Below are 19,235 nucleotides of genomic sequence, written 5' to 3'. Positions count from 1 at the left end.
TTCCTTCCTCACGGGCGTGGTCATCAGTCGCGACGATACTGCGGGGAAGAGATGGCCTGCAGGGCCTGCGGGGAGCGTGAGATAGGTATGAAGTTCCGTTCAAGCAGGCCGGTCCGCGCCCTGATACTTGGCACCACGATCGTCGTTCAGGGACACCAGTCCCTGCGTGACGCGGCGGATTGCCTGATGCAAGCCAAGGTCGGACGCCTGTCCGTCATGCCGGGTGCGACGCTGTGGGGGTATGAGGTTGCGGTGTCACTCCGAGCGCTGCTTCCAGGGCGCCCTCGTGGCAGAGACCCCGGAGTCGAGCATCCTCGTACCTGCTCGCGACGTCTGGGGACAGCCCGGCGGGGGTCCACTCCGGGTGATCCGTTGCGGGAGGCAGGCCTCCCGGCAGGGGTGGACCTGATTCAAAGCGTCCCATGAGCAGCTTCCAGCCGATCCAGGCCAGCAACCCGCCGCCCAGCATGAGCAGGTACCCGCCCAGCCGTTGCTGGTCGCTCAGTCCATAGTTGTTGCACAGGCGGATGGGTGACACGCGGTAGAGCCAGCCCAGCCGGAAGCAGGTCGCCACGACCTCCGCCAGGAAGACACCCCGGACGACAAAACCCATGCGCGGCCAGCTGAGCGCGAAGGGTAGCCCGATCAGCAACGGGACGGTCAGGTACTTGGCGACGGCCATCAGCGGCCGCACCGTGGAAGCGTCGAGCGACCTGGGCAGCATCCAGCACGCGGCGACGAGGGAGGCCAGCACGAGCCCGGTGACGCCCCCCTGGTTCCATCGATGCAGGCGCGCACGGAGGGCGGGGGAAACCGCGGGAGCGACCAGGGCACCAGCCGCGACCAGGAGCGGCAGTTGTCCCAGCATCTGCGCGGTCATGCTCGATTCGAGTGCGTGGCGCACCGGCGGCACCAGCGCCATCACCGCGAGCAGGCTGGCGCCGCACATCGGTCGGGACCAGCGCCCGCCTGTCATGACCCCAGCCGAGCCAGCACTGCCTCTTTCACCTGATCCACCTGTCCAACATCAAAGATGTCCACGAGTTCACCCGCCGGATTCACGAGGAGAATCCCCGCGTTGTGGGTAAAGCCGCCCATGCTGTCCGGGATCACGGTGAGCCCAAGTGCACGCTTCAGCCGTCCGAGTCCTTCCGCGGTGGTTGGTCGCGCTGCCTGCCACGCCGGATTCCGGTTCCGGAACCGCGCGAGGTAGGCTGACAGCTCGGCCGGTGCATCGTGGGCGGGATCAAAGCTGATGCTGAGGAGCTGCACCTTTCCCTCGGCAATCGGGATGGCCAGTTGCCTCTCCAGTTGCGCGAAGTCGCCGCCGAGCGTCATGCAGAGCGTCAGGCAGCGTGTGTAGATGAAGTCCACCAGGATCCACCGCCCCTGGAGGTCCGCCAGGGTGAACGGCACCCCGGCTTGATTCTCGAGCGGCACCGCCGGCACCGGCACCGGGTGGCGACGCACCGCAACGCGGCGGGCCGTCTCGGTGGTGAAGGCATGGAAACCATCCGTGGCCACGGCCAGCCCACTCCCACCCGCGAGCACCAGCACGACGGACAGCAGGATGGTGCGCAGGGCTGTCACCCGCTCAACGCTGGTTGAGACCGGGACGCTCGATGCAGCAGGCCGCGGCAGATGCGCACGGTAAAGAGCGTCAGGGCGAGGATCACCAGGACGGCCCCGATTGAGGCCACGCGGTCGTACGATTGCCATTCCGCGAAATGCACGGCCCAACGCCTCGGCACGCTGGCGTGGCCCCCGGCAAGGAACATCAGGACGAAGGTCAGGCCGCCGAGGATATAGGTGGCAACACCGAGCCGGTCGCTTCCGCGCTCGGGGCGATCGGCGTCTGCCCCGATGACGTGATACATGAAGGCCAGCAGCATGGGCAGGACGCCCAGCAGGAGATAGAAATGGAAGTGGCCGGGGACCCAGAGGGTGTTGTGCATGACCCGGTTGACGCTGATGGTGGCGTCGATGATGGCGGGAACGATGCCCGCCGCCCAGCCGAACATCGACAGGATGAGGAGCATGGCCGGCGTGCGCCAGCGCAGTCCGGAGCGGTAGATGTTGGTCAAGGCACCATACGCGGTCACCGTGAAGACCGGGAGGCCGCTCGTGTAGGAGACGACCTGGCCCATCACGGCCATCCAGCGCGGCATGGCGAAGTCCATCAGCAGGTGGTGCGGGTAGACCGTCAGCACCATGACGGTACTCGCCGCCCATCCCCACAGGAACGGCCGCGAAACACCCCACGGCCGTCCGGTGTAGCGGGGAAGCAGCTCGTACACCGCGATCACCGCCATATAGATGCTGATGTTGATGAAGACGTGCCCGAAGAAATAGATGAGATTCTTGGCGAAGAGGGCGTTCAGGACGATGTCGGAGGCGTAGGCGTTGATCAGGCTCATGACCAGCACGACCGCGCCGCCGAGGATCCCGAGCGAGTTGACGATGACCACCATGGTGCTCGCGACCACGGTCGGCGGATGGCTCTTGTCGATGGCGCCGCCGAAAAGCCACTGCACGCCGAGGGCGCGGCCCAGATTGCCGTAGACCCGGATCATGGCGCGCATGGCGTCGAGGTAGAAGAGCAGGAAGCCGACCCCGATGAGCAGGTACCCTACCATGAAGAGGGCCGCGGACCCGACGCTCCAGATGCCCATCGACTTGACGGGCAGCGGATACAGGAACGTCCATCCACCGGCGTAGTGCCCCAGGAAGGTGGCCGCCAGGAGCAGCACGGCGCCGACCATGAAGAGGAGGTAGTTCGCCAGGAAGATGGGGGTGCTCAACGGCACGAACTTGCGCAGGAAAAACCACATCACCGCGCTGGCGCCCAGCGCCACGGTCCCCACCATCCCCGCGCCGTGCGCCGTCATCAATTGGTAGAACAGCGTGGCCGGAAGGTCGAGCCAGGTGCCTTGTGCCAGGCGCATCAGGAGTCCGAACACCATCAGCACGAGGAAGAGCACCAGCGTGGTCACCAGGTAGAGGGTGAGCACGCGGCGCTCGCGTGGGGGCAGCGTCTCGTTCTCGGGATAGAGCATGCTCATGGCTGCCCCTCCGTGCCAGCGACGACTTCGAATTCGGTGATCATCCCGTGGTGGGCCAGGCCGCAGTACTCCAGGCAGAGGATCCGGTATTTGCCCGGCTGGGCAAAAGTGTACACCAGGCGGTTGGTCACGCCCGGCATCGCCTGCGTCTGCGCCAGCAGCCGATCGCCGGCGTCATAGATCCCAAGGCCGTGGTTGACGTCGGCGCTGGTGACCGCGAACGCCACCGGTGTTCCGGCACGGATCGGTCCGGGGTCCATTTGCCAGGCCCACTGGTGACCGACGACCTGAATGACCTGCGGCGCCAGCGACGGCGTGTGCTGCGGGGCAATGGGGAAGGGCCGCAGGCTGGCGCCGGTCACCACGATGCCGAGGAGGATCAGCCCGGCAAAGACCCACCGGCGGAGGGCATAGGCCCGGGACTGCACCGCGGACGGCTCCTCCTGTCGGCCCGACTGGCTGATGACGTAGAGGAACGCCAGGGTGACCCCGGCGATTCCGACGAGGGTGGTGAGCCAGATCTTGTCTTGAAAGGACATGGGGAACCCTTTCGGGGGTGGGTGCCTCAGTATTCCCTGTGCTCGGTCATCCTACAAGTCGACCCCATAATTGTCAAGGTAAATGACTTGACAAACCCGACGCTCACATCCATTCTGCTTCCATGATCCACATTCGACGCGCCTACGAGCCCACTGTCAGCGACGGCTCGCGCACAATCCTGGTTGACCGTCTCTGGCCTCGCGGCGTGCGCAAGAGCGCGCTCAAGCTGGATGCCTGGCTCAAGGACGTGGCGCCCAGCACCGAACTCCGTCAGCGGTTCGGACACGATCCCGAGAAATGGCCGGAGTTCCGGCGGCGCTACACCCGGGAGCTGGAGCACAACCCCATCGCCCTCACCCCGCTGCTCGTGGCCGCCGCCGCCGGCGACGTGACGCTGCTGTATTCCGCCCACGACGCCGAGCACAACCAGGCGGTGGTCCTGAAGGAGTTCCTCGACGCGATGATGACCGATCAGGTGAGACACCGATGATCAGCGCTCCCGGTCTCGGTGAAAGTCAGCAATCCATCCTCGATCTGCTCAAGCGTCGCGGCCACGGCACCATTCCCGAGCTGGCCGCCGAGGTGGGTCTCAACATCGAAACGGTCCGGGGACACCTCAAGTCGCTCATCGCTGCCGGGTTGGCCAGGCGCGAGGGGAGTCGGAGCACTGGACCGGGGCGCCCCGAGGTGCTCTACGGGTTGACGCCGGAGGCCGATGGGCTCTTTCCTCGCCGAGAGGGAGACACGCTCCGGGAGCTTGCGGCTCACCTCGTCAAATCGGGCAAGAGCGAGGTCCTCCGCGAATTTTTCGAGCGGCGCATTGGCGGTCGGCGCGCCGATGCGCTGGCCCGGGTGCAACACCTGCAGGGACGGGCGCGGGTCGAGGAAGTGGCCCGGATCTTCTCGGAACTCGGATTCATGGCCGTGGTTGAGGATGACGACGGCGCGCCGCGGTTGCGTCTCTGCCATTGTCCGATTCGCGAACTGGTCCGCTCCACGCGCATCCCCTGCGTGGCGGAGATCGGCCTGATCCGCGAACTGCTGGGCGAGGGCCTGACGCGGGTGAACTACATCCCGACCGGCGACAGTTCCTGTGCCTACCGGGTGGAGGCCTAGGTGTTGAGCGAGGACGCCGTGCAGGCGGCGCTGGCCGACGTCCCCTATCCGGGGCTGACACGGGATATCGTGGCGTTGGGGTTGGTGCGCTCGATTGCCGTCCGGAACGACCGGGTCCACGTGTCACTCAGGTTGGCTACGTCACGCGAAGACGTTCCCGCCCTGCTTCGCGAGGCCATCGGTGCGCGCCTGGCGCAGGCCGGTGCCATTCGCTCCGAAATCCAGATCCTCACACCTGACGCGCACGCGACCTCGAGGCCATCCCCCGCCGCGGACCGGGTCCGGATGCCTGGCGTCGCCAAGGTCATTGCCGTCGGCGCCGGCAAGGGCGGGGTGGGGAAGAGCACCGTGGCGGTCAACCTTGCGCTGGCCCTCCAAGAGGCAGGACTCCGCGTCGGCGTGCTGGACGCCGACATCTACGGTCCCTCGGTGCCGGTGCTGCTGGGCATCGAGGATGGTGCCCAGCGGGTTCGGATGACGGCCCAGCACCAGATCCTCCCGCTCGAGGCGCTCGGGATGGCCGTCGTTTCATTCGGATTCTTTCTCGGCGCCAAGTCCCCTGCGGTCTGGCGCGGCCCGCTGGTCGGGAAGGCCGTCAAGCAATTTGCGCGAGGCGTCGTGTGGCCAGCGCTGGATGTGCTGGTCGTGGACCTGCCTCCCGGCACTGGCGATGTGCCGCTCTCGTTGGCCGAGGCCATCGAGGTGGACGGCGCGGTGGTGGTGACCACCCCGCAGCGCCTGTCGGTCCTCGAGGCGGGCAAGGCCATCGAGATGTTTCGTAAGCTCGGGGTACCGGTGCTCGGCGTGGTGGAGAACATGAGCGAGGCGGTGTGTGCGTGTAGCCGGACATCCCACCCCTTTGGGGAGGGGGGCGGCGCGGCACTCAGCGAGAAGATGGCGTGTCCGCTCCTCGCGAGGATTCCCTTCGAGGAGAGCACCGTCCGCGGTGGCGATGCCGGCGCACCGGCGATGGTCGCTGAACCCCACGGCGCGTCGACCGCTGCGTTCAGGACGATGGCCCACACGGTCCGTGAAAGCCTCGACCTTCTTCACCGCGCGGCGGCCAAAGGGGTGCACGCGCCATGAGCGCCCCGGCCATCGGCCTCGCCGCGTCCAAGGCGCCACCCTTCCGCTTGCCCGGCGAGCACTTCACGGCGGCCCTCGTGTTCCTGGTGCTCGGGGCGGTCGGGCTCGTGGTGGTCGCCCCGGATCTCGCGGCAGGTGCCTATCCCCTGCCATCCATTGTGGGCGTCACTCATCTCTTCACCCTGGGATGGATTACCACCTCCATCATGGGTGCCCTCTACCAGTTCCTGCCGGTGGCGCTCGGGGAACCCATCCGGTCCATCTCCGCCGGTCACTTCACCTTCCTCATCTACGTCCCGGGAGTAGCGGCGTTCGTGGCGGGGATGGTCCTCGGCGTTGCGCCCCTCATGCTCGGTGGCGCGGCGTTGTTGGGCACTGGCCTGCTCGTCTTCATCGTCAATCTCAGCGCCACCCTGCTGCGGCCCACGGCGCGTGACATCACGTGGTGGGCGCTGGCCGGAGCCGACGTCTTCCTGGCGGTCACGCTCGCGCTGGGCCTGGCGCTGGCCGGCAACCTCCACTGGGGATACCTGGGCGCCGCCCGGCCCATCGCGCTCGGCACCCACCTGCACGTCGCCTTGTTCGGCTGGGTACTGCTGGTGATCGTCGGCGTCGCGCACCGCCTCCTGCCGATGTTTCTCCTCAGCCACGGCGCCAGTGAACGCCACGCCAAGGTATCGGTGGGGTTGCTCGCGGCCGGTGCGGCGACGCTCACCGTCGGTCATCATGCGCCGCCGATCGTCAGCCGCTGGCTGCCGACGCTCCTGCTCGGCGGTGGCCTCTTCGCGCTGCTGCTCCAGGCACGGGCGTTCTACATCCACCGGCACCGACCCGCGCTCGATCCCGGGATGCGCTCCGCCGCGCTCGCCCTCGGTGTGCTGGCGGTGGCGCTCGCCCTCGCCGCAGTCGCGCTGTTCATCGATGCCTCGCCGCGCGCGTCGACGGCCTATGTGCTGGCGCTGGTGCTGGGCATCAGCCTCTTCGTCGCCGCGCTCTACTACAAGATCGTCCCGTTCCTTGTCTGGTACCATCGGTTCGGGCCACTGACCGGCAAGCGGAAGATTGCACGGGTGAGCGATCTCTACTCGGCGCGCCTGGCCGGCGCCGCCGGCGCCCTGCTCCTGCTCGGCGTCCTCTTGCTTCTGGCAGGGGTGATCGCCGCCCAGCCAGCGCTCGCCCGAGCGGGCACCCTGATCCTGACCGCCGGGGTGGTGGTCGAAGCCCTTCAGATGCTCGCACTGGCACGGAGGACACCATGAACGAGACGTCCCTTCCCAAGGCGCCCGACCCGGATGTGATCTGGGACGCGCTGCGCACGGTCATCGACCCCGAGATCGGGCTCGACATCGTGACCCTGGGGCTGGTCTATGATCTCGAAGTCAACGGGCCAGTCGTGCGGGTCACCTACACCCTCACGACACCCGGCTGCCCGATGGAACAACTCATCACTGCAAACATCCTCGAGTCTCTCTCGCTGGTCCCCCAGGTGGCGCAGGTGGAGCCGAACCTGGTCTGGGACCCGCGCTGGCATGCAGGAATGATCAACGAGAACAAGGAGGTCAGGAAATGAACCGCAGACGGACGGACGCCCTGAGGGCACGGTCAGCGGCGGGGGCGACGGTGACGGCGGTCCCGCGGCCGGAGGCGCTCGATACCATCCCCCCCGACCAGCTCGTCGAGCTCGACGTGCGCGAGGAGCTTCGGAACGGGCGGGAACCCTTCAGTCTGATCATGGCGGCGCGGCAACGCGTTCCCAAAGGCGGCGCCCTGGCGGTGCGCGCCATTTTCGAGCCGGTGCCCCTCTACGGCGTGATGAGCAAGCAGGGCTTCGAGCACTACACAGAACAGTTGGGCCACGAGGACTGGCAGGTGTGGTTCTATCCATCGGCACAGGCTGCCGCCATCCCGACCCCCGCCGCGCCCGTCCCGCCGAACGAGGAGCCGGACCCCGGGGTCATCGTGCTCGACGTACGGGAGATGGAGCCGCCGGAGCCGATGGTCCTGACACTGGCGGCGCTCGAGACGCTTCCGCCCGATGGCACGCTGTTGCAGATCAATGTCCGGGTCCCGCAGTTCCTCCTTCCACTCCTCGAGGAGCGCGGCTTCTCGTACGAGGTTCGTCAGCAGGCTCCCGACCTGGTTCGGGTGTTCATCCGCCATCGGGTGGCGGGCACGCCGGACCAGCCACATCAATCACGAGGTACACCGATGGCTACGGCACGCACCCTGGACGTTCGGGTCATTCCACCCCGGGAAAAGCATCCCACGATCTTCAGCACCTTTTCCGCGCTGGCGCCTGGGGAGTCGTTCGTTTTGGTCAACGACCACGACCCGAAGCCGCTGCGCTATCAGTTCGACTACGAGCACGCCGGCGAATTCGGCTGGGAGTATCTCGAGCAGGGGCCATCGGTGTGGCGGGTGGAGATTTCACGCACGGAGGGCTGATGCGGCTCGGGCTCTCTTCGGAGGCGGCGCCCGATGCGCCACTCAACGATCTCATCCTGTTCGCGCAGCGGCGCGGGCTTGCCGCGCTGGAATTGCGTGAAGGTGATGCCCATGGGGTTGCTCCGGATACCAGTGCGCCTGGTGCCGTGATGGCGGCGGAGTTGGTCCGGACCGCCGGACTCACGCTCACGGGATATCGGACCCATCAGCTGGAGGATGAACGTCGCCTGGCCCGACTGTCCGAGGCGTTGGACGCCCCCGTCCTGCTGGCCGGCCCGGTGCCGCTCGCCGTGCGGGTGGCACGCGCCGAGCGGATCAGGCAGGACGGCGGCCAGGTGGCCATCCTCCTCCGCGGCGAGTCGGCAGTCTGGGACGGCATCGTCTGTCACGCCGCTGGGGTAGCCCTTGCCTGGGAGGCCGATCCGCAGTTCGGTCCGCTTGGAGCCATGGCCGAGCCGCTGCTCGAGCGGTTTGGGAACGCCCTGGGCCACATCCGCCTGATCGGCGGGGGGCCCGAGACCGCCTCGCAGGATGGCGCGGGGGTAGGGGATCTGATGCGACGGCTCGCCCTGGCGTCGTACTCGGGAACGGTGACCCTGACGCCCAGCGCGCCCCGCTACGGGGTGGCCTGGCAGCATTGGCTGGGACGCCGCGGGGGATGGGGCTGCGGAAGCAGCGGCACGGCGTCGTCGCCGGTGCCGCTGAGAGGACCTCTAACGACAGGAGCACGGGAATGACCGACCTGGTTACGCTGGATATCCGGCCCGTGGAACCAAAGGATCGGTTCGACCGGATCATGACGGCATACGAAGCGCTCGCCGAGGGGGCCACGCTGGATCTGACGGTGGACCACGACCCGAAGTGCATGTACTACGCGCTCAAGGCGACTCGGGGTGATGATGCGTTCGCCTTCGACTACCTCGAAAACGGACCGGAAACCTGGCGGGTACGTGTACAGAAGCGGCCAACAACGGTGGAGGCCTGATGTCTTCGATCGAACGACCGCTTTCCGGTGACGTGGTGATCGTGGCACTGTCGGGAGGTGGCGAGGAGCCTTCGCCAGGCGGTCGACGTGCACGAACGTTGATCAAGAATGGCCTGATTCGCGCGACGCTGGTGACCGTGGCGGCCGGCGCGGAGATTCCGGAGCATCAGGCGGACGGCCCGATCACGGTCCAGCCGCTGCAGGGCCGACTCCAGTTCTCGGCCGCCGGCAACACGCACGATATCGGCCCGGGCCAGCTGCTCTCACTCGGGGCTGGGGTACGGCATGCCGTCGCCTCGGCGTCTGGCGCGACCTTCCTCCTGACGGTGGCATCGGTGGGGGCGTCCGGCGACCCTCCCAAGTCTTCATGATCGGTATCGAGGCCTGGCTCGATGGACCGGTGGAGGGGATTCCTCCGCTGCTCATGCCGGTGGCGCACGCGCTGATCCAGACGCGCCGGGATTTGGAGTCTGCCGCGGCCGACCTGACCGGTGACGAACTCTGGGCACGGCCGGGCGGGGCGGCCGCCGTGGGCTTTCACCTACGTCACATTGCCGGCAGCACGGACCGGCTCGTCACGTACGCCTGCGGAGTTCCACTGACCCCGGACCAGGTTAGTGCCATCAAGCTGGAGGGGACCCCGGGAGAGCCGCCGGCGTCGGCGAAGGAATTGCTCGCCTCGGTTACCAGGGCGGTGGACGCGGCGCTGGCCGTGCTGCGCGAGACGCCAGCTGAGCAGTTGCTTGAGTTCCGTGGGGTCGGGAAGGCGCAGCGGCCGAGTGATGTGATCGGCCTGTTGTCACATGCCGCCCAGCACGCCCAGCGACATGCCGGACAGGTCGTCACCACGGTCAAGATTCTTCGGGGACCGAGCCGGTGATCCTGGACGGATTGGCGCTCGCCCGGTCCCGCGCGCCAGCGCTCGCGGCGCGGGGCCAGCGGGTTGCCGAGCGCCTGGGTCGACGGCCGCGGCTGGTGCTGGTCGCCTTTGCGGACAGGCAGGGCGAGGCGGCCTTTGTCGCGCGCAAACTCCGAGCGTGCGCCGCTGCCGGGGTCGACGTCGTGCCGCTGGTGCTCCCAGCGGAAACGCCGTCGTCAGAGGCGGAGCATGCGCTGCGGACGCGTCTCAGCCGCGAGGTGGTGGACGCGGTCTTTCTGGAATTTCCGTTTCCGGACGGAATCGACGGTGATGCACTCACGGACCTGGTCCCGGCGGCGGACGACGTGGATATCATGACGGCGAGGCGCATCACTGAATACTTTGCGGCTCCCGATGGGCTCCCGCCGTTGACCGTATCCGCCGGATTGGAGCTGCTCGACGGGCATGGCGTAGACATTCGAGGGCGAGCCGGCGTGGTGGTGGGTCCCGACATCCCCTTCACGAGGATGTTCAGCGAGGCGCTCGCCCGTCGAGGCGCCAGGATGCAACCCATCCTGCCGGCGGACGACGCCGACCTCCTGCAAGGGGTGCAACAGGCGGCGCTCGTGGTGGTGGCCGCCTCGGATCCTGGCGTCGTGCCGTCGACGGCGCTCGCCGCCGGCTCGATCTGCATCGATGTCGGCTACTTCAATTCCGGAGGGCGGGGCGATGTGGACACCTCCGGCGGAGTGGCGCACCTGGGAGCGTTCTCCCCCGTGCCGGGCGGTATCGGGCCGATGACGGTATCGGTCCTGATCGAACGGGTGATTGCGTTCGCGGAGCAGGCCGCGAGCGTCCAGCCTCTCGAGTGAGCCGCGCGCTCCCCCTGATTCGACTCTTCCCAGGCCCACTGTCGAACGCATGTAACCCCGCAACAGCCTAGGTGCTGGTGCGGGGTTTCTGTCTGGAAGGGGTCTGCGGGTCTTCCTATTCCCCGACGTCCAAACTCACGTGCGAGGGATAGCGGGGCGAGCGATACACGCGGTGCGTCTGCGCCCGAAAATCACCGGCCGTGGCCTTGAAGATGTTGGGCACCCACGTCTGGGGATTGCGGTCGATGATCGGGAACCACGAGCTCTGCACCTGCACCATGATCCGGTGGCCCTTGAGGAACCGGTAATCCTGGGTATGCATGTCCACCGTGAAGGCGACCACGCTATCCGACGGAATGGGGGTGGGATGCTCCCAGCTTTCGCGATAGCGCCCCCGCAGGACGTCGTTGGCCACCATGAGCTGATAGCCGCCCAGCTTCGGGTCGGGCGCATACTGTTCCGGGTAGACGTCGATGAGCTTGACCACCCAGTCGGCGTCCTGGCCGGTGGTGCTGGCAAAGAGGTGGGCCGCGATGTTGCCGCGCACCACGACATCCTCGGTGAGCGGGTCGGTCTCCCAGACCAGCACGTCGGGCCGGGACGAGGCCAGGCGCTGGTCCTGCAGCAGCCAGGTGGACCAGCCGGATCCCCCCGGGTAGTAGGTCGGCTCGATGGGCCGCCGGCGGTACGGCACCGGGTCGGCCGGGTCGGAAAGGTAGCTGTCCACGCTGTCGGGGGAGGTCAGTGGGGCGTCGAACGAGAGTTTGCCCCCGGCCCGGAAGTAGAGCTGCTTCTGGCGCACCCCTGACGTTGCCGGCCAGGCGTCGTTCCTCACCCACCGGTTGGCGCCGGATTCCCAGGTGAGCGCCTCGGGCAGGGTCATTTCGCCCTGGTCCTTCAGGTAGTACGCGAAGAACGGCGCCTGCACGCTGTCGCGGAAGTACTCGCCGGTGGGGCTTCCGAAGTCGATGTTTCCCAGCTTCTGCCCCGGACCACCTGCCCACCCGCCGTGATTCCAGGGGCCGACCACCAGTCGGCTCAGGTGCTTCGTGTCTGCCAGCTCCATCGCCTCGTAGATGTGGATCGGTCCGTAGAAGTCTTCCTGGTCCCACCAGCCGGCGACATTGAGGGTGGGCACGGTCACCTTGGTGAGATATGGCGCGATGGCCTGGCGCTGCCAGAAGGCGTCGTAGTTGGGATGAGCCACGAAATCGTTCCAGGTGGGGAGCGAGCCGTGAAGGATGCTGTCGTTGACGTGGGAGAGGGGCCCCAGCTCCCGGTACCAGTCGTAGGTGTCGTAGCGGTCGAAGCTGAAGTCGCTGTTGGTGTCCGATGCTTCGGTGAGCACGGCGTACTCGAATCCGTAGCTCAACCGGAACGCCCCCTGGTGATGGAAATCGTCACCCATCCACATGTCGGCCGGCGAGGCCTGGGGCGACGCGGCCCGGAGCGCGGGGTGCGGATCGATCAGCGCCATGGCCGTGGTCCACCCCGGATAGGAAATCCCCAGCATCCCCACCCGTCCGGAGTTGCCGGGCACCTGCTTGACCAGCCAGTCGATCGTGTCGTAGGCGTCGGTGCTCTCGTCCACCGCCTTCTTGTCGGTGAGGTGGAGGGGTGGCCGCTGCATGACGAAGGTGCCTTCGCTGCCGTACCTACCCCGGATGTCCTGATAGGCGAAGATGTAGCCGTCCCGGGCCAGCGCGGCGTAGTAGCCGCGGAGGTTGCCGGCCAGGCGATGGTCGATGCCGTACGGGGTGCGGGTCAGAATGATCGGCAAGTTGCCGGCGGCATTCTTCGGCACGTAGAAGATGGTATGCAGCTTCACCCCGTCCCGCATGGGGATCATGACCTCCGTCCCGACGTACGCGCTGGTGTCCTGCTGTGCGGCGAGGGGCGCAGCGAACAGCGCGAGGGCCATCAGGTGGAACGGCGTGAGTCGGTGCATGGAACTCTCGTGTCGTGGGTCAGGAGCGGTGAGTCGCCTTGAGCAAGCCAAGTTTCTTCAGTCCTTCGGCATCCACTCGACGCGGGCCGCCGTCCAGGCCGTAGACCACGGCGCCGGCGTCCCCGATCAGGGAAAGCTCTCCGCCTTCCACGCGGAGTGCGGTGCCTTCGGGCAAGCCGACCACCGGCATGCCGGGGTTGGCGTGGACAAACTCATGCAGTCGGTCCACCCGGGTCTCTCCGCCGTAGTCTCCGAGGCGGGCTTCGGTATAGTGGGCGTTGATCTGGAAGGGCACCAGGCCCAGCGCCGACAGTCCCGGCGGCTCGACGATCGGCATGTCGTTGGTGGTGCGGATGGTGGGGCAGGCCACGTTGGAGCCGGCGCTCCACCCGACGAAGGGCGCCCCGTTCAGGGCCGAGGCGCGGATGGCGCTGATCAGTCCGGTGGCGTGCATCTGCGCGAGGAGCTGGAAGGTGTTGCCGCCACCGACAGCGACCGCGTCGGCCTCGGCCAGCGCGGCCACCGGGTCGTCACACTCATGTGCGCCCACCACCTCGTACCCCAGCGAGCCGAAGACCTCCCGCACCCGGTCAGCGTATTCGTCCCAGGGGATGGTCACGCCGGCGAATGGCACAAACAGCACCCGGCGCACCTTTGTGCCAAGGAAATCGCTGATGTGTGGACGGGCCCAGGCGAGATAGCCCTGGCCGGGCAGCATCGAATTGCTGAGGAGCAGGAGGCGCGGGTCGGGCATGGTCACCTCGGCAGGCCACGTGGGAGCATAGCCTGAGGATAGCCCTTCGAAGCCCGGCAAGGAAAGGTGGAACCGCGGAGAAGCTTCATCTGCACGCCATGGCGAGGGAGGTCGGCAGCGGCCGGAACTGAACCACCTGGAGGCGACCTGCGCCGATCCGCCACCCCCTATGTGAAGCGCGCCCTCCGCCGCGCCTCGCCCGGCTGCCCCACCACTCTGCGCCGCGGGGGTTGTCCCCCCTCTATTCGCCCGCGTCCGCGACCTCGCGACCGCAACACGCCGGGAAGGACCCGCATGGCACTGAGGACTTCGGCGTTGCGCACTGAGACGGGTGGTGGCGGGCGCTGGACTGTGGTCGGATGATTCCGGCAGCTCGCGACGCCAGTCAACGGCCTCTGCCGTGTTGTGGCAGGAATCCCCACCACTGACTGCGTCCCTGACAAGCGTCAGGTCGGAGGCGGAGCTTCGATGTTCCCCAGTTCAACCCCTTGCAGGCCCACGGTCAAGCACCTCTGACCCCGCAGCAGCTTCGGTGCTGGTGCGGGGTTTCTGTTTGGTGCCCGCACCACGTTCGTTGGCGATTGCTCAGGCTTCGAGGCGCATTCTCGGAGCGAGCGCGTTCCGAAACGTCACCGAACCCGACGCCTGAGCGCCGGAGCTCCGTCTAGTCGTTGGAGCGTATCGGGGGCGCGCCGGCGGCGCTGGAGTCGACGCTCTGGCTCAGCAGAAATGCCACCAGCGCGTGGACCTTGGCGCTGTCGAGGCTGGCAAAGCTGGGCATCACACCGGTCGGGAAATGGGATGTCGGGTCTTGAATCTGTTGCGTGAGCCAGGCAACCGTCCGCCCGCGGCCCCGCTCGTTCGACAAGTCGGGACCCACAACGCCTCCTGTGCCGTGGATCGCGTGGCAACCATGGCACCCCAGCGACACGAAGAGCTTGGCGCCTGCGCGGGCCTCGGACGAGAGGTGGGAGGCCGAGGCGACCGGAGGCCCGGCACCCGCATGTCTGGCGCTGGCCGGGCCGCTCTCAACGCCGACGACGGTCAGGGTGACAGTGACCACGATGAGCGCCATCATGAGCGTGAGGACGAGCGGGCGTCGGCGCGGGTCGCGATCGGGCCGGCGATCGATGAACGGGAGCGAGAAGAGGAACAGGACGAGGACCAGCGGGATCCCGACGGTGCCGAGCGGTTCGAGCGCGCCGGGAAAGAACTTCAGCGCCTGGTACAGGAACAGGAAGTTCCACTCCGGCTTGGGAACGAACGAACTGTCGGTCGGATCCGCAGGCCCCGACGTCGGCGGGGGGGAGAAGATCGACAATCCAACCAGGAGCGCCAGCACGATGCCGGCCAGGATCAGGTCCTTGGTGACCTGGTCGGGCCAGAAGAGGCCCCGTCGGGCGGCGCCACGCTCCTCCGACCACGGGCCGGCGCTGCCTGCCGTTCGGAAGGCGATCAGGTGCAGGACCACCATCCCCACGAGCGCCGCCGGGATCAACGCCACGTGCATGACAAAGAATCGAGACAGGGTGAGCTGCCCCATGGAGCTCCCGCCGCGCACCAGGGCCAGCAGCCATCCGCCGACAAGCGGCACCGTGCCGATCATCTCCGTGCCCACCTCGCCCGCCCAGAACCCGCGCTGATCCCAGGGCAGCGGCGCGCCTGTAAAGCTCATGAGCATCGAGAGCAGGAGCAGCAGCACGCCGAAGAACCAGACCATTTCGCGGGGCCGTTTGTAAGCACCCCAGACCACCACTTGGAGCATGTGCAGCGCGACGAGCACCACCATCGCGCTGGCGCCCCAGTAGTGGAGGCCATGCAGCAGCCACCCGAACGGCACCTCCTTGACGAGGTACTGGAGGCTGTCGTAGGCGTGGTCCACCGTCGGCACGTAGTAGAACAGCTGCCAGACGCCGGTCGCGACCTGGATCAGGATGATGAACAGGACCGCGCTGCCCAGGGTGTACATGAAGCTGGCGCCCCCGGGGATCTCTTCGTCGAGGCCGACATGCAGGAGCTTCTCGACGGGCACGCGTTCGTTGAGCCACCGCCAGACGGTGGCGCGTCGGCCCATGGCCTAGACCTCTTCCCGCGTGGGAATCCCGCTCTTGAACAGCTCCCAACGGACAAAGAGCGTCCCGTCCCGGATCTCGGAGGGCAACGGATCGAGGGGCCGAGGGGCGGGGCCGGCAAGGACGGTACCGTCGAGCGCAAATTGGCTGCCGTGGCAAGGACAGGCAAAGCGGTGATCGGCGGCATCCCAGTCGTAGCGGCAGCCGAGGTGGGGGCAGATGGGGGAGAAGACCGTGACCGTCCCGCCCGGCTTGGCCACCGCCCACGCATGTCGCATCGCGTCGTTGCTCAGGTAGGCATCCGCGGTGACATCATTGAACGTGACTTCGGTGGGCTGGCCCACGGGGAGGGTGGCCACCGGCCCCACCTTTGCGAAGGCGGTGAGCCGCAGTTTCCGGAAGCTGGGCCCGATGGCGGTGCCGACGAGCGGCACCGCCAGAATCATTCCCTCGATCGCCGCCAGTGCGCCGGCCACCCGGATCAGGAAACGACGGCGCGACGATCGTTCAGGATCCACGGAAGCCTCCTGGGACTCGGTAAGTTGGGGCCGGAGCTGACGTGCACCACCATCACTTCCACAACATATCGATGCCGCCGCGGAACGCCAGCGGGTTCCGACTGCCCACCGTTGGTCTTGACCGCCTGCGCGATGGCCGGATGGACATCGATGTGCGGGTTAGACGCGAGAACGCGACCGCTGGGACCAGGGAAGCATCTGTCGTGTCGGGAAGAACGGAGCTTACTGCCTGTACCTGACAGTTGCCTGACAACCGGAGTCGCGGTGGACACCAGGCCACGATGGCCCGGTTGTGGTGCGGCGAAATGTGGGCTAGGGTTCAGGAGAAGAAGTGAACGCCATCAGTGATTGGGAGCCGTCGTGGGTATGCTGGATGACGTGGTATTTCTGCTTGACTGCGACAATACGCTGCTCGACAATGATGTGGTACAGGAGGACCTGCGCCGCCACCTGACCTCCGAGTTCGGGGCCGCGAGCTGCAAGCAGTACTGGACCATCTTCGAGCGGCTGCGCGGCGAGCTTGGCTACGCCGACTACCTCGGCGCGCTGCAGCGATATCGGTTCGAGGTCCCCGGGGACCCGCGCCTGCTCCTGATGTCTTCCTTCCTCCTGGACTATCCCTTTGACAACCGGCTGTACCCGCGCGCCCTGGCGGTGCTCGCCCACCTGCGGCAGTGGGGGAGGACGGTCATCCTCACGGATGGCGACGTGGTGTTTCAGCCGCGCAAGGTCCAGCGATCCGGGCTCTGGGACGCCGTCGAGGGTCGGGTGCTGATCACCGTCCACAAGGAGCAGGTCCTTCGGATGATTGCCGACCGGTACCCGGCCAGCCACTACGTCCTGGTGGACGACAAGCTCCGCCTGCTGAGCGAATTCAAGCGGCAGTGGGGCAGCCGGGTGACGACCATCTTTCCCCGGCAGGGGCACTACGCCCTCGACCCGAAGAACGTGGCGGCGTATCCGGCGGCCGACCTGACAATCGAACACATCGGCGACCTGCTGGATCATGAACTGTCCGGCAAGGGGCTCCGATGAACACACCCGCGCCCACTCCCCTGACGTCGCGCCCCGCCTGGGCGGCGCTGGCCGCGCACTACGAGCAGCTGCGGCACCAGCACCTGCGCGAGCTCTTTGCCGACGATCCCGACCGGGGCACCCGCCTGGTCGCCGAGGCGGCCGGGCTCTACCTGGACTACTCGAAGCATCGGGTGACCGATGAGACGCTGCGGTTGCTGATGTCGCTGGCGAGCAACTGTGGACTGCCTGGCCGCATCGCCGCGATGTTCGCGGGTGAGCGGATCAACGTCACGGAGCAGCGTCCGGCGCTCCACGTGGCCCTGCGCGCGCCGAAGGATGAGCAATTGCTGGTGGACGGCGTCGACGTGGTGCCAGACGTATGGGCGGTCCTCGAACGGATGGGGGCCTTTGCGGACGAGGTGCGCAGCGGCCGGTGGCAGGGCCACACCGGTCGGCCGATTCGCAATGTCGTCAACATCGGAATCGGCGGCTCCGACCTGGGGCCCGTCATGGCGTACGAGGCGCTGCGCCACTACACCCGAAGGGACATGACCTTCCGCTTTGTCTCCAACGTGGACGGCACCGACTTCGTGGAGGCCACCCGCGACCTTGACCCGGCGGAGACCCTGTTCATCGTCTGTTCCAAGAGCTTCACGACGGTGGAGACCCTTACCAACGCCCACGCGGCCCGGGCGTGGTGCCTCGCCGGCCTGGGCGATGAGGCTGCCATCGCAAAGCACTTCGTCGCCGTCTCCACCAACGCCGAGGGGGTCGCCAAGTTCGGCATCGATCCGGCCCACATGTTCGGTTTCTGGGATTGGGTCGGCGGGCGCTATTCGATGGACTCGGCGATCGGTCTGTCGACCATGCTGGCCCTCGGCGCAGAGCAATTCCACGACATGCTCGGGGGCTTCCACGCGATGGATGTGCACTTCCGCACGGCGCCGCTGGAGCGGAATCTCCCGGTCATCATGGGGCTCCTGGCCGTCTGGTACGGCGATTTCTTCGGCGCGCAGTCGGCGGCGGTCATTCCTTACAGCGAGTACCTCAAGCGGTTCCCGGCCTACCTCCAGCAGCTGGTCATGGAAAGCAATGGGAAGCACGTCACCCTCGACGGCCATCCCGTGGACTACCAGACGGGCCCGGTCATCTGGGGCGAGCCGGGCACCAACGGGCAGCACTCCTTCTTCCAGTTGATCCACCAGGGGACCAAGCTCATACCCTGCGATTTCATCGGCTTTTGCCGTCCCCTCAATCCGCTCGAGGGCCACCATGATCTCCTGATGGCCAACCTCTTCGCGCAGTCCGAGGCGCTCGCCATGGGCAAGACGGCCGGGGAGGTCGCGGCGGAAGGGACGCCAGCGTGGCTTGTCCCGCACCGCGTCTTCGAGGGAAACCGGCCGACGACCACCATCCTGGCCGAGTCCCTGACTCCCGCCACGCTCGGCGCGCTCGTCGCGCTCTACGAGCACAGCGTGTTCACGCAGAGCGTCATCTGGAACATCGACGCCTTCGATCAGTGGGGGGTCGAACTCGGCAAGGCACTGGCCACCAGGATTGCCGACGAACTGCGGGGCGGCGGCACGGCCGCGGGGGCGCACGACAGCTCCACGTCGGCGCTGATCCGTCGCTACCTGGCGACAAGGGGAAAGACGACATGAGCAAACCCGGCGCTTCACTCGACGAGCTGTGCATCAACACGATCCGCACCCTCAGCATCGACGGAGTGCAGCACGCCGACTCGGGGCACCCGGGCGCCCCGATGGGCGCGGCGACGATGGCCTACGTGCTCTGGACGCGGCACCTGCGCCATGATCCGGCCACCCCGGACTGGATCAACCGCGACCGGTTTGTGCTCTCGGCCGGGCACGCCAGCATGCTGCTGTACAGCCTGCTGCACCTGACGGGATACGCACTGACCATCGAGGATCTGAAACAGTTCCGTCGGTGGGGCAGCCGAA

At 67.1% G+C, this 19,235-nt stretch carries 22 protein-coding genes; 14 read left to right on the top strand and 8 right to left on the bottom strand.

Annotation, left to right across the window (positions count from 1 at the left end):
• Nucleotides 1-214 precede the first annotated feature (214 nt).
• Genes R2910_00120 through R2910_00105 form a run of 4 tightly spaced genes read right to left on the bottom strand, consistent with a single transcriptional unit; the run spans nucleotide 215 to nucleotide 3,601 of the window.
• Nucleotides 215-976: a hypothetical protein gene (locus R2910_00120; GenBank protein MEZ4411373.1), complete on the bottom strand. Its 762-nt coding sequence runs from the start codon at nucleotides 974-976 to the stop codon at nucleotides 215-217.
• Complete coding sequence (locus tag R2910_00115) at nucleotides 973-1,590, bottom strand: SCO family protein (GenBank protein MEZ4411372.1); 618 nt, start codon at nucleotides 1,588-1,590, stop codon at nucleotides 973-975. Before R2910_00115 ends, R2910_00120 begins: the two co-directional genes overlap by 4 nt.
• Nucleotides 1,587-3,062 (bottom strand): cbb3-type cytochrome c oxidase subunit I, encoded by a 1,476-nt coding sequence (locus tag R2910_00110; GenBank protein ID MEZ4411371.1) that lies wholly within the window; start codon nucleotides 3,060-3,062, stop codon nucleotides 1,587-1,589. Before R2910_00110 ends, R2910_00115 begins: the two co-directional genes overlap by 4 nt.
• On the bottom strand, nucleotides 3,059-3,601 hold the full coding sequence (locus tag R2910_00105) for a hypothetical protein (GenBank protein ID MEZ4411370.1): 543 nt from the start codon (nucleotides 3,599-3,601) through the stop codon (nucleotides 3,059-3,061). Before R2910_00105 ends, R2910_00110 begins: the two co-directional genes overlap by 4 nt.
• A gap of 122 nt (nucleotides 3,602-3,723) precedes the next feature.
• Between R2910_00105 and R2910_00100 the strand changes: the two genes are divergently transcribed.
• The 11 genes from R2910_00100 to R2910_00050 are packed head-to-tail and all read left to right on the top strand — an operon-like array spanning nucleotide 3,724 to nucleotide 10,965.
• Nucleotides 3,724-4,092, top strand: coding sequence for a DUF488 family protein (locus R2910_00100; GenBank protein ID MEZ4411369.1), 369 nt, complete (start codon nucleotides 3,724-3,726; stop codon nucleotides 4,090-4,092).
• On the top strand, nucleotides 4,089-4,718 hold the full coding sequence (locus tag R2910_00095; protein ID MEZ4411368.1) for a helix-turn-helix domain-containing protein: 630 nt from the start codon (nucleotides 4,089-4,091) through the stop codon (nucleotides 4,716-4,718). The genes R2910_00100 and R2910_00095 overlap by 4 nt, the downstream gene beginning before the upstream one ends.
• A 3-nt stretch (nucleotides 4,719-4,721) precedes the next feature.
• The gene (locus R2910_00090; protein MEZ4411367.1) at nucleotides 4,722-5,804 is read left to right on the top strand and encodes an Mrp/NBP35 family ATP-binding protein; all 1,083 of its coding nucleotides are present in this window, start codon (nucleotides 4,722-4,724) and stop codon (nucleotides 5,802-5,804) included.
• A complete protein-coding gene (locus R2910_00085) occupies nucleotides 5,801-7,063 on the top strand; it encodes a hypothetical protein (protein MEZ4411366.1) in 1,263 nt (420 codons plus the stop codon). The genes R2910_00090 and R2910_00085 overlap by 4 nt, the downstream gene beginning before the upstream one ends.
• Nucleotides 7,060-7,374: a metal-sulfur cluster assembly factor gene (locus tag R2910_00080; GenBank protein ID MEZ4411365.1), complete on the top strand. Its 315-nt coding sequence runs from the start codon at nucleotides 7,060-7,062 to the stop codon at nucleotides 7,372-7,374. The genes R2910_00085 and R2910_00080 overlap by 4 nt, the downstream gene beginning before the upstream one ends.
• Nucleotides 7,371-8,249: a DUF2249 domain-containing protein gene (locus R2910_00075; protein ID MEZ4411364.1), complete on the top strand. Its 879-nt coding sequence runs from the start codon at nucleotides 7,371-7,373 to the stop codon at nucleotides 8,247-8,249. Before R2910_00080 ends, R2910_00075 begins: the two co-directional genes overlap by 4 nt.
• Entirely contained in the window at nucleotides 8,249-8,986 is a 738-nt protein-coding gene (locus R2910_00070) for a hypothetical protein (protein ID MEZ4411363.1), read from the top strand. Before R2910_00075 ends, R2910_00070 begins: the two co-directional genes overlap by 1 nt.
• Nucleotides 8,983-9,234 carry a DUF2249 domain-containing protein gene (locus R2910_00065; protein ID MEZ4411362.1) on the top strand — a complete coding sequence of 84 codons (252 nt, stop codon included), beginning with the start codon at nucleotides 8,983-8,985 and terminating at the stop codon, nucleotides 9,232-9,234. Before R2910_00070 ends, R2910_00065 begins: the two co-directional genes overlap by 4 nt.
• Complete coding sequence (locus tag R2910_00060; GenBank protein MEZ4411361.1) at nucleotides 9,234-9,605, top strand: cupin domain-containing protein; 372 nt, start codon at nucleotides 9,234-9,236, stop codon at nucleotides 9,603-9,605. The genes R2910_00065 and R2910_00060 overlap by 1 nt, the downstream gene beginning before the upstream one ends.
• Nucleotides 9,602-10,114, top strand: coding sequence for a DinB family protein (locus R2910_00055; protein MEZ4411360.1), 513 nt, complete (start codon nucleotides 9,602-9,604; stop codon nucleotides 10,112-10,114). Before R2910_00060 ends, R2910_00055 begins: the two co-directional genes overlap by 4 nt.
• Entirely contained in the window at nucleotides 10,111-10,965 is an 855-nt protein-coding gene (locus R2910_00050) for a bifunctional 5,10-methylenetetrahydrofolate dehydrogenase/5,10-methenyltetrahydrofolate cyclohydrolase (protein MEZ4411359.1), read from the top strand. Before R2910_00055 ends, R2910_00050 begins: the two co-directional genes overlap by 4 nt.
• A 115-nt stretch (nucleotides 10,966-11,080) precedes the next feature.
• Here R2910_00050 and R2910_00045 read toward each other — a convergent pair whose 3' ends face one another.
• The 4 genes from R2910_00045 to R2910_00030 form a co-directional block, all read right to left on the bottom strand.
• Complete coding sequence (locus R2910_00045; protein ID MEZ4411358.1) at nucleotides 11,081-12,913, bottom strand: CocE/NonD family hydrolase; 1,833 nt, start codon at nucleotides 12,911-12,913, stop codon at nucleotides 11,081-11,083.
• Nucleotides 12,914-12,932: 19 nt separating this feature from the next.
• The gene (pepE, locus tag R2910_00040) at nucleotides 12,933-13,667 is read right to left on the bottom strand and encodes a dipeptidase PepE (protein ID MEZ4411357.1); all 735 of its coding nucleotides are present in this window, start codon (nucleotides 13,665-13,667) and stop codon (nucleotides 12,933-12,935) included.
• A gap of 664 nt (nucleotides 13,668-14,331) precedes the next feature.
• A complete protein-coding gene (locus R2910_00035) occupies nucleotides 14,332-15,741 on the bottom strand; it encodes a cytochrome b N-terminal domain-containing protein (protein ID MEZ4411356.1) in 1,410 nt (469 codons plus the stop codon).
• Between the two features lie 3 nt (nucleotides 15,742-15,744).
• On the bottom strand, nucleotides 15,745-16,257 hold the full coding sequence (locus R2910_00030; protein ID MEZ4411355.1) for a ubiquinol-cytochrome c reductase iron-sulfur subunit: 513 nt from the start codon (nucleotides 16,255-16,257) through the stop codon (nucleotides 15,745-15,747).
• Between the two features lie 360 nt (nucleotides 16,258-16,617).
• On the opposite strand from R2910_00030, the gene R2910_00025 reads away from it, so the two are divergent.
• The 3 genes from R2910_00025 to R2910_00015 form a co-directional block, all read left to right on the top strand.
• The gene (locus R2910_00025) at nucleotides 16,618-17,292 is read left to right on the top strand and encodes a hypothetical protein (GenBank protein ID MEZ4411354.1); all 675 of its coding nucleotides are present in this window, start codon (nucleotides 16,618-16,620) and stop codon (nucleotides 17,290-17,292) included.
• Nucleotides 17,289-18,935, top strand: a complete 1,647-nt coding sequence (gene pgi, locus R2910_00020) for a glucose-6-phosphate isomerase (GenBank protein MEZ4411353.1) — start codon at nucleotides 17,289-17,291, stop codon at nucleotides 18,933-18,935. The genes R2910_00025 and pgi overlap by 4 nt, the downstream gene beginning before the upstream one ends.
• Nucleotides 18,932-19,235, top strand: a 304-nt coding sequence (locus tag R2910_00015) for a transketolase (protein ID MEZ4411352.1), incomplete at its 3' end; no start/stop codon positions are given. The genes pgi and R2910_00015, both read left to right, overlap by 4 nt.

The sequence above is a fragment of the Gemmatimonadales bacterium genome (assembly GCA_041390145.1).
Classification (GTDB): domain Bacteria; phylum Gemmatimonadota; class Gemmatimonadetes; order Gemmatimonadales; family GWC2-71-9; genus SPDF01.
Note: the sequence above shows the minus strand (reverse complement) of the source record. Positions and strands in the feature narration are given on the sequence as shown.

Bases quoted from the DNA above. Each gene is read 5' to 3' on its own strand.
- R2910_00120 (MEZ4411373.1), bottom strand. From the start codon at position 976: ATGACAGGCGGGCGCTGGTCCCGACCGATGTGCGGCGCCAGCCTGCTC.
- R2910_00110 (MEZ4411371.1), bottom strand. From the start codon at position 3,062: ATGAGCATGCTCTATCCCGAGAACGAGACGCTGCCCCCACGCGAGCGC.
- R2910_00105 (MEZ4411370.1), bottom strand. From the start codon at position 3,601: ATGTCCTTTCAAGACAAGATCTGGCTCACCACCCTCGTCGGAATCGCC.
- R2910_00100 (MEZ4411369.1), top strand. From the start codon at position 3,724: ATGATCCACATTCGACGCGCCTACGAGCCCACTGTCAGCGACGGCTCG.
- R2910_00095 (MEZ4411368.1), top strand. From the start codon at position 4,089: ATGATCAGCGCTCCCGGTCTCGGTGAAAGTCAGCAATCCATCCTCGAT.
- R2910_00085 (MEZ4411366.1), top strand. From the start codon at position 5,801: ATGAGCGCCCCGGCCATCGGCCTCGCCGCGTCCAAGGCGCCACCCTTC.
- R2910_00080 (MEZ4411365.1), top strand. From the start codon at position 7,060: ATGAACGAGACGTCCCTTCCCAAGGCGCCCGACCCGGATGTGATCTGG.
- R2910_00075 (MEZ4411364.1), top strand. From the start codon at position 7,371: ATGAACCGCAGACGGACGGACGCCCTGAGGGCACGGTCAGCGGCGGGG.
- R2910_00070 (MEZ4411363.1), top strand. From the start codon at position 8,249: ATGCGGCTCGGGCTCTCTTCGGAGGCGGCGCCCGATGCGCCACTCAAC.
- R2910_00065 (MEZ4411362.1), top strand. From the start codon at position 8,983: ATGACCGACCTGGTTACGCTGGATATCCGGCCCGTGGAACCAAAGGAT.
- R2910_00060 (MEZ4411361.1), top strand. From the start codon at position 9,234: ATGTCTTCGATCGAACGACCGCTTTCCGGTGACGTGGTGATCGTGGCA.
- R2910_00055 (MEZ4411360.1), top strand. From the start codon at position 9,602: ATGATCGGTATCGAGGCCTGGCTCGATGGACCGGTGGAGGGGATTCCT.
- R2910_00045 (MEZ4411358.1), bottom strand. From the start codon at position 12,913: ATGCACCGACTCACGCCGTTCCACCTGATGGCCCTCGCGCTGTTCGCT.
- pepE (MEZ4411357.1), bottom strand. From the start codon at position 13,667: ATGCCCGACCCGCGCCTCCTGCTCCTCAGCAATTCGATGCTGCCCGGC.
- R2910_00035 (MEZ4411356.1), bottom strand. From the start codon at position 15,741: ATGGGCCGACGCGCCACCGTCTGGCGGTGGCTCAACGAACGCGTGCCC.
- pgi (MEZ4411353.1), top strand. From the start codon at position 17,289: ATGAACACACCCGCGCCCACTCCCCTGACGTCGCGCCCCGCCTGGGCG.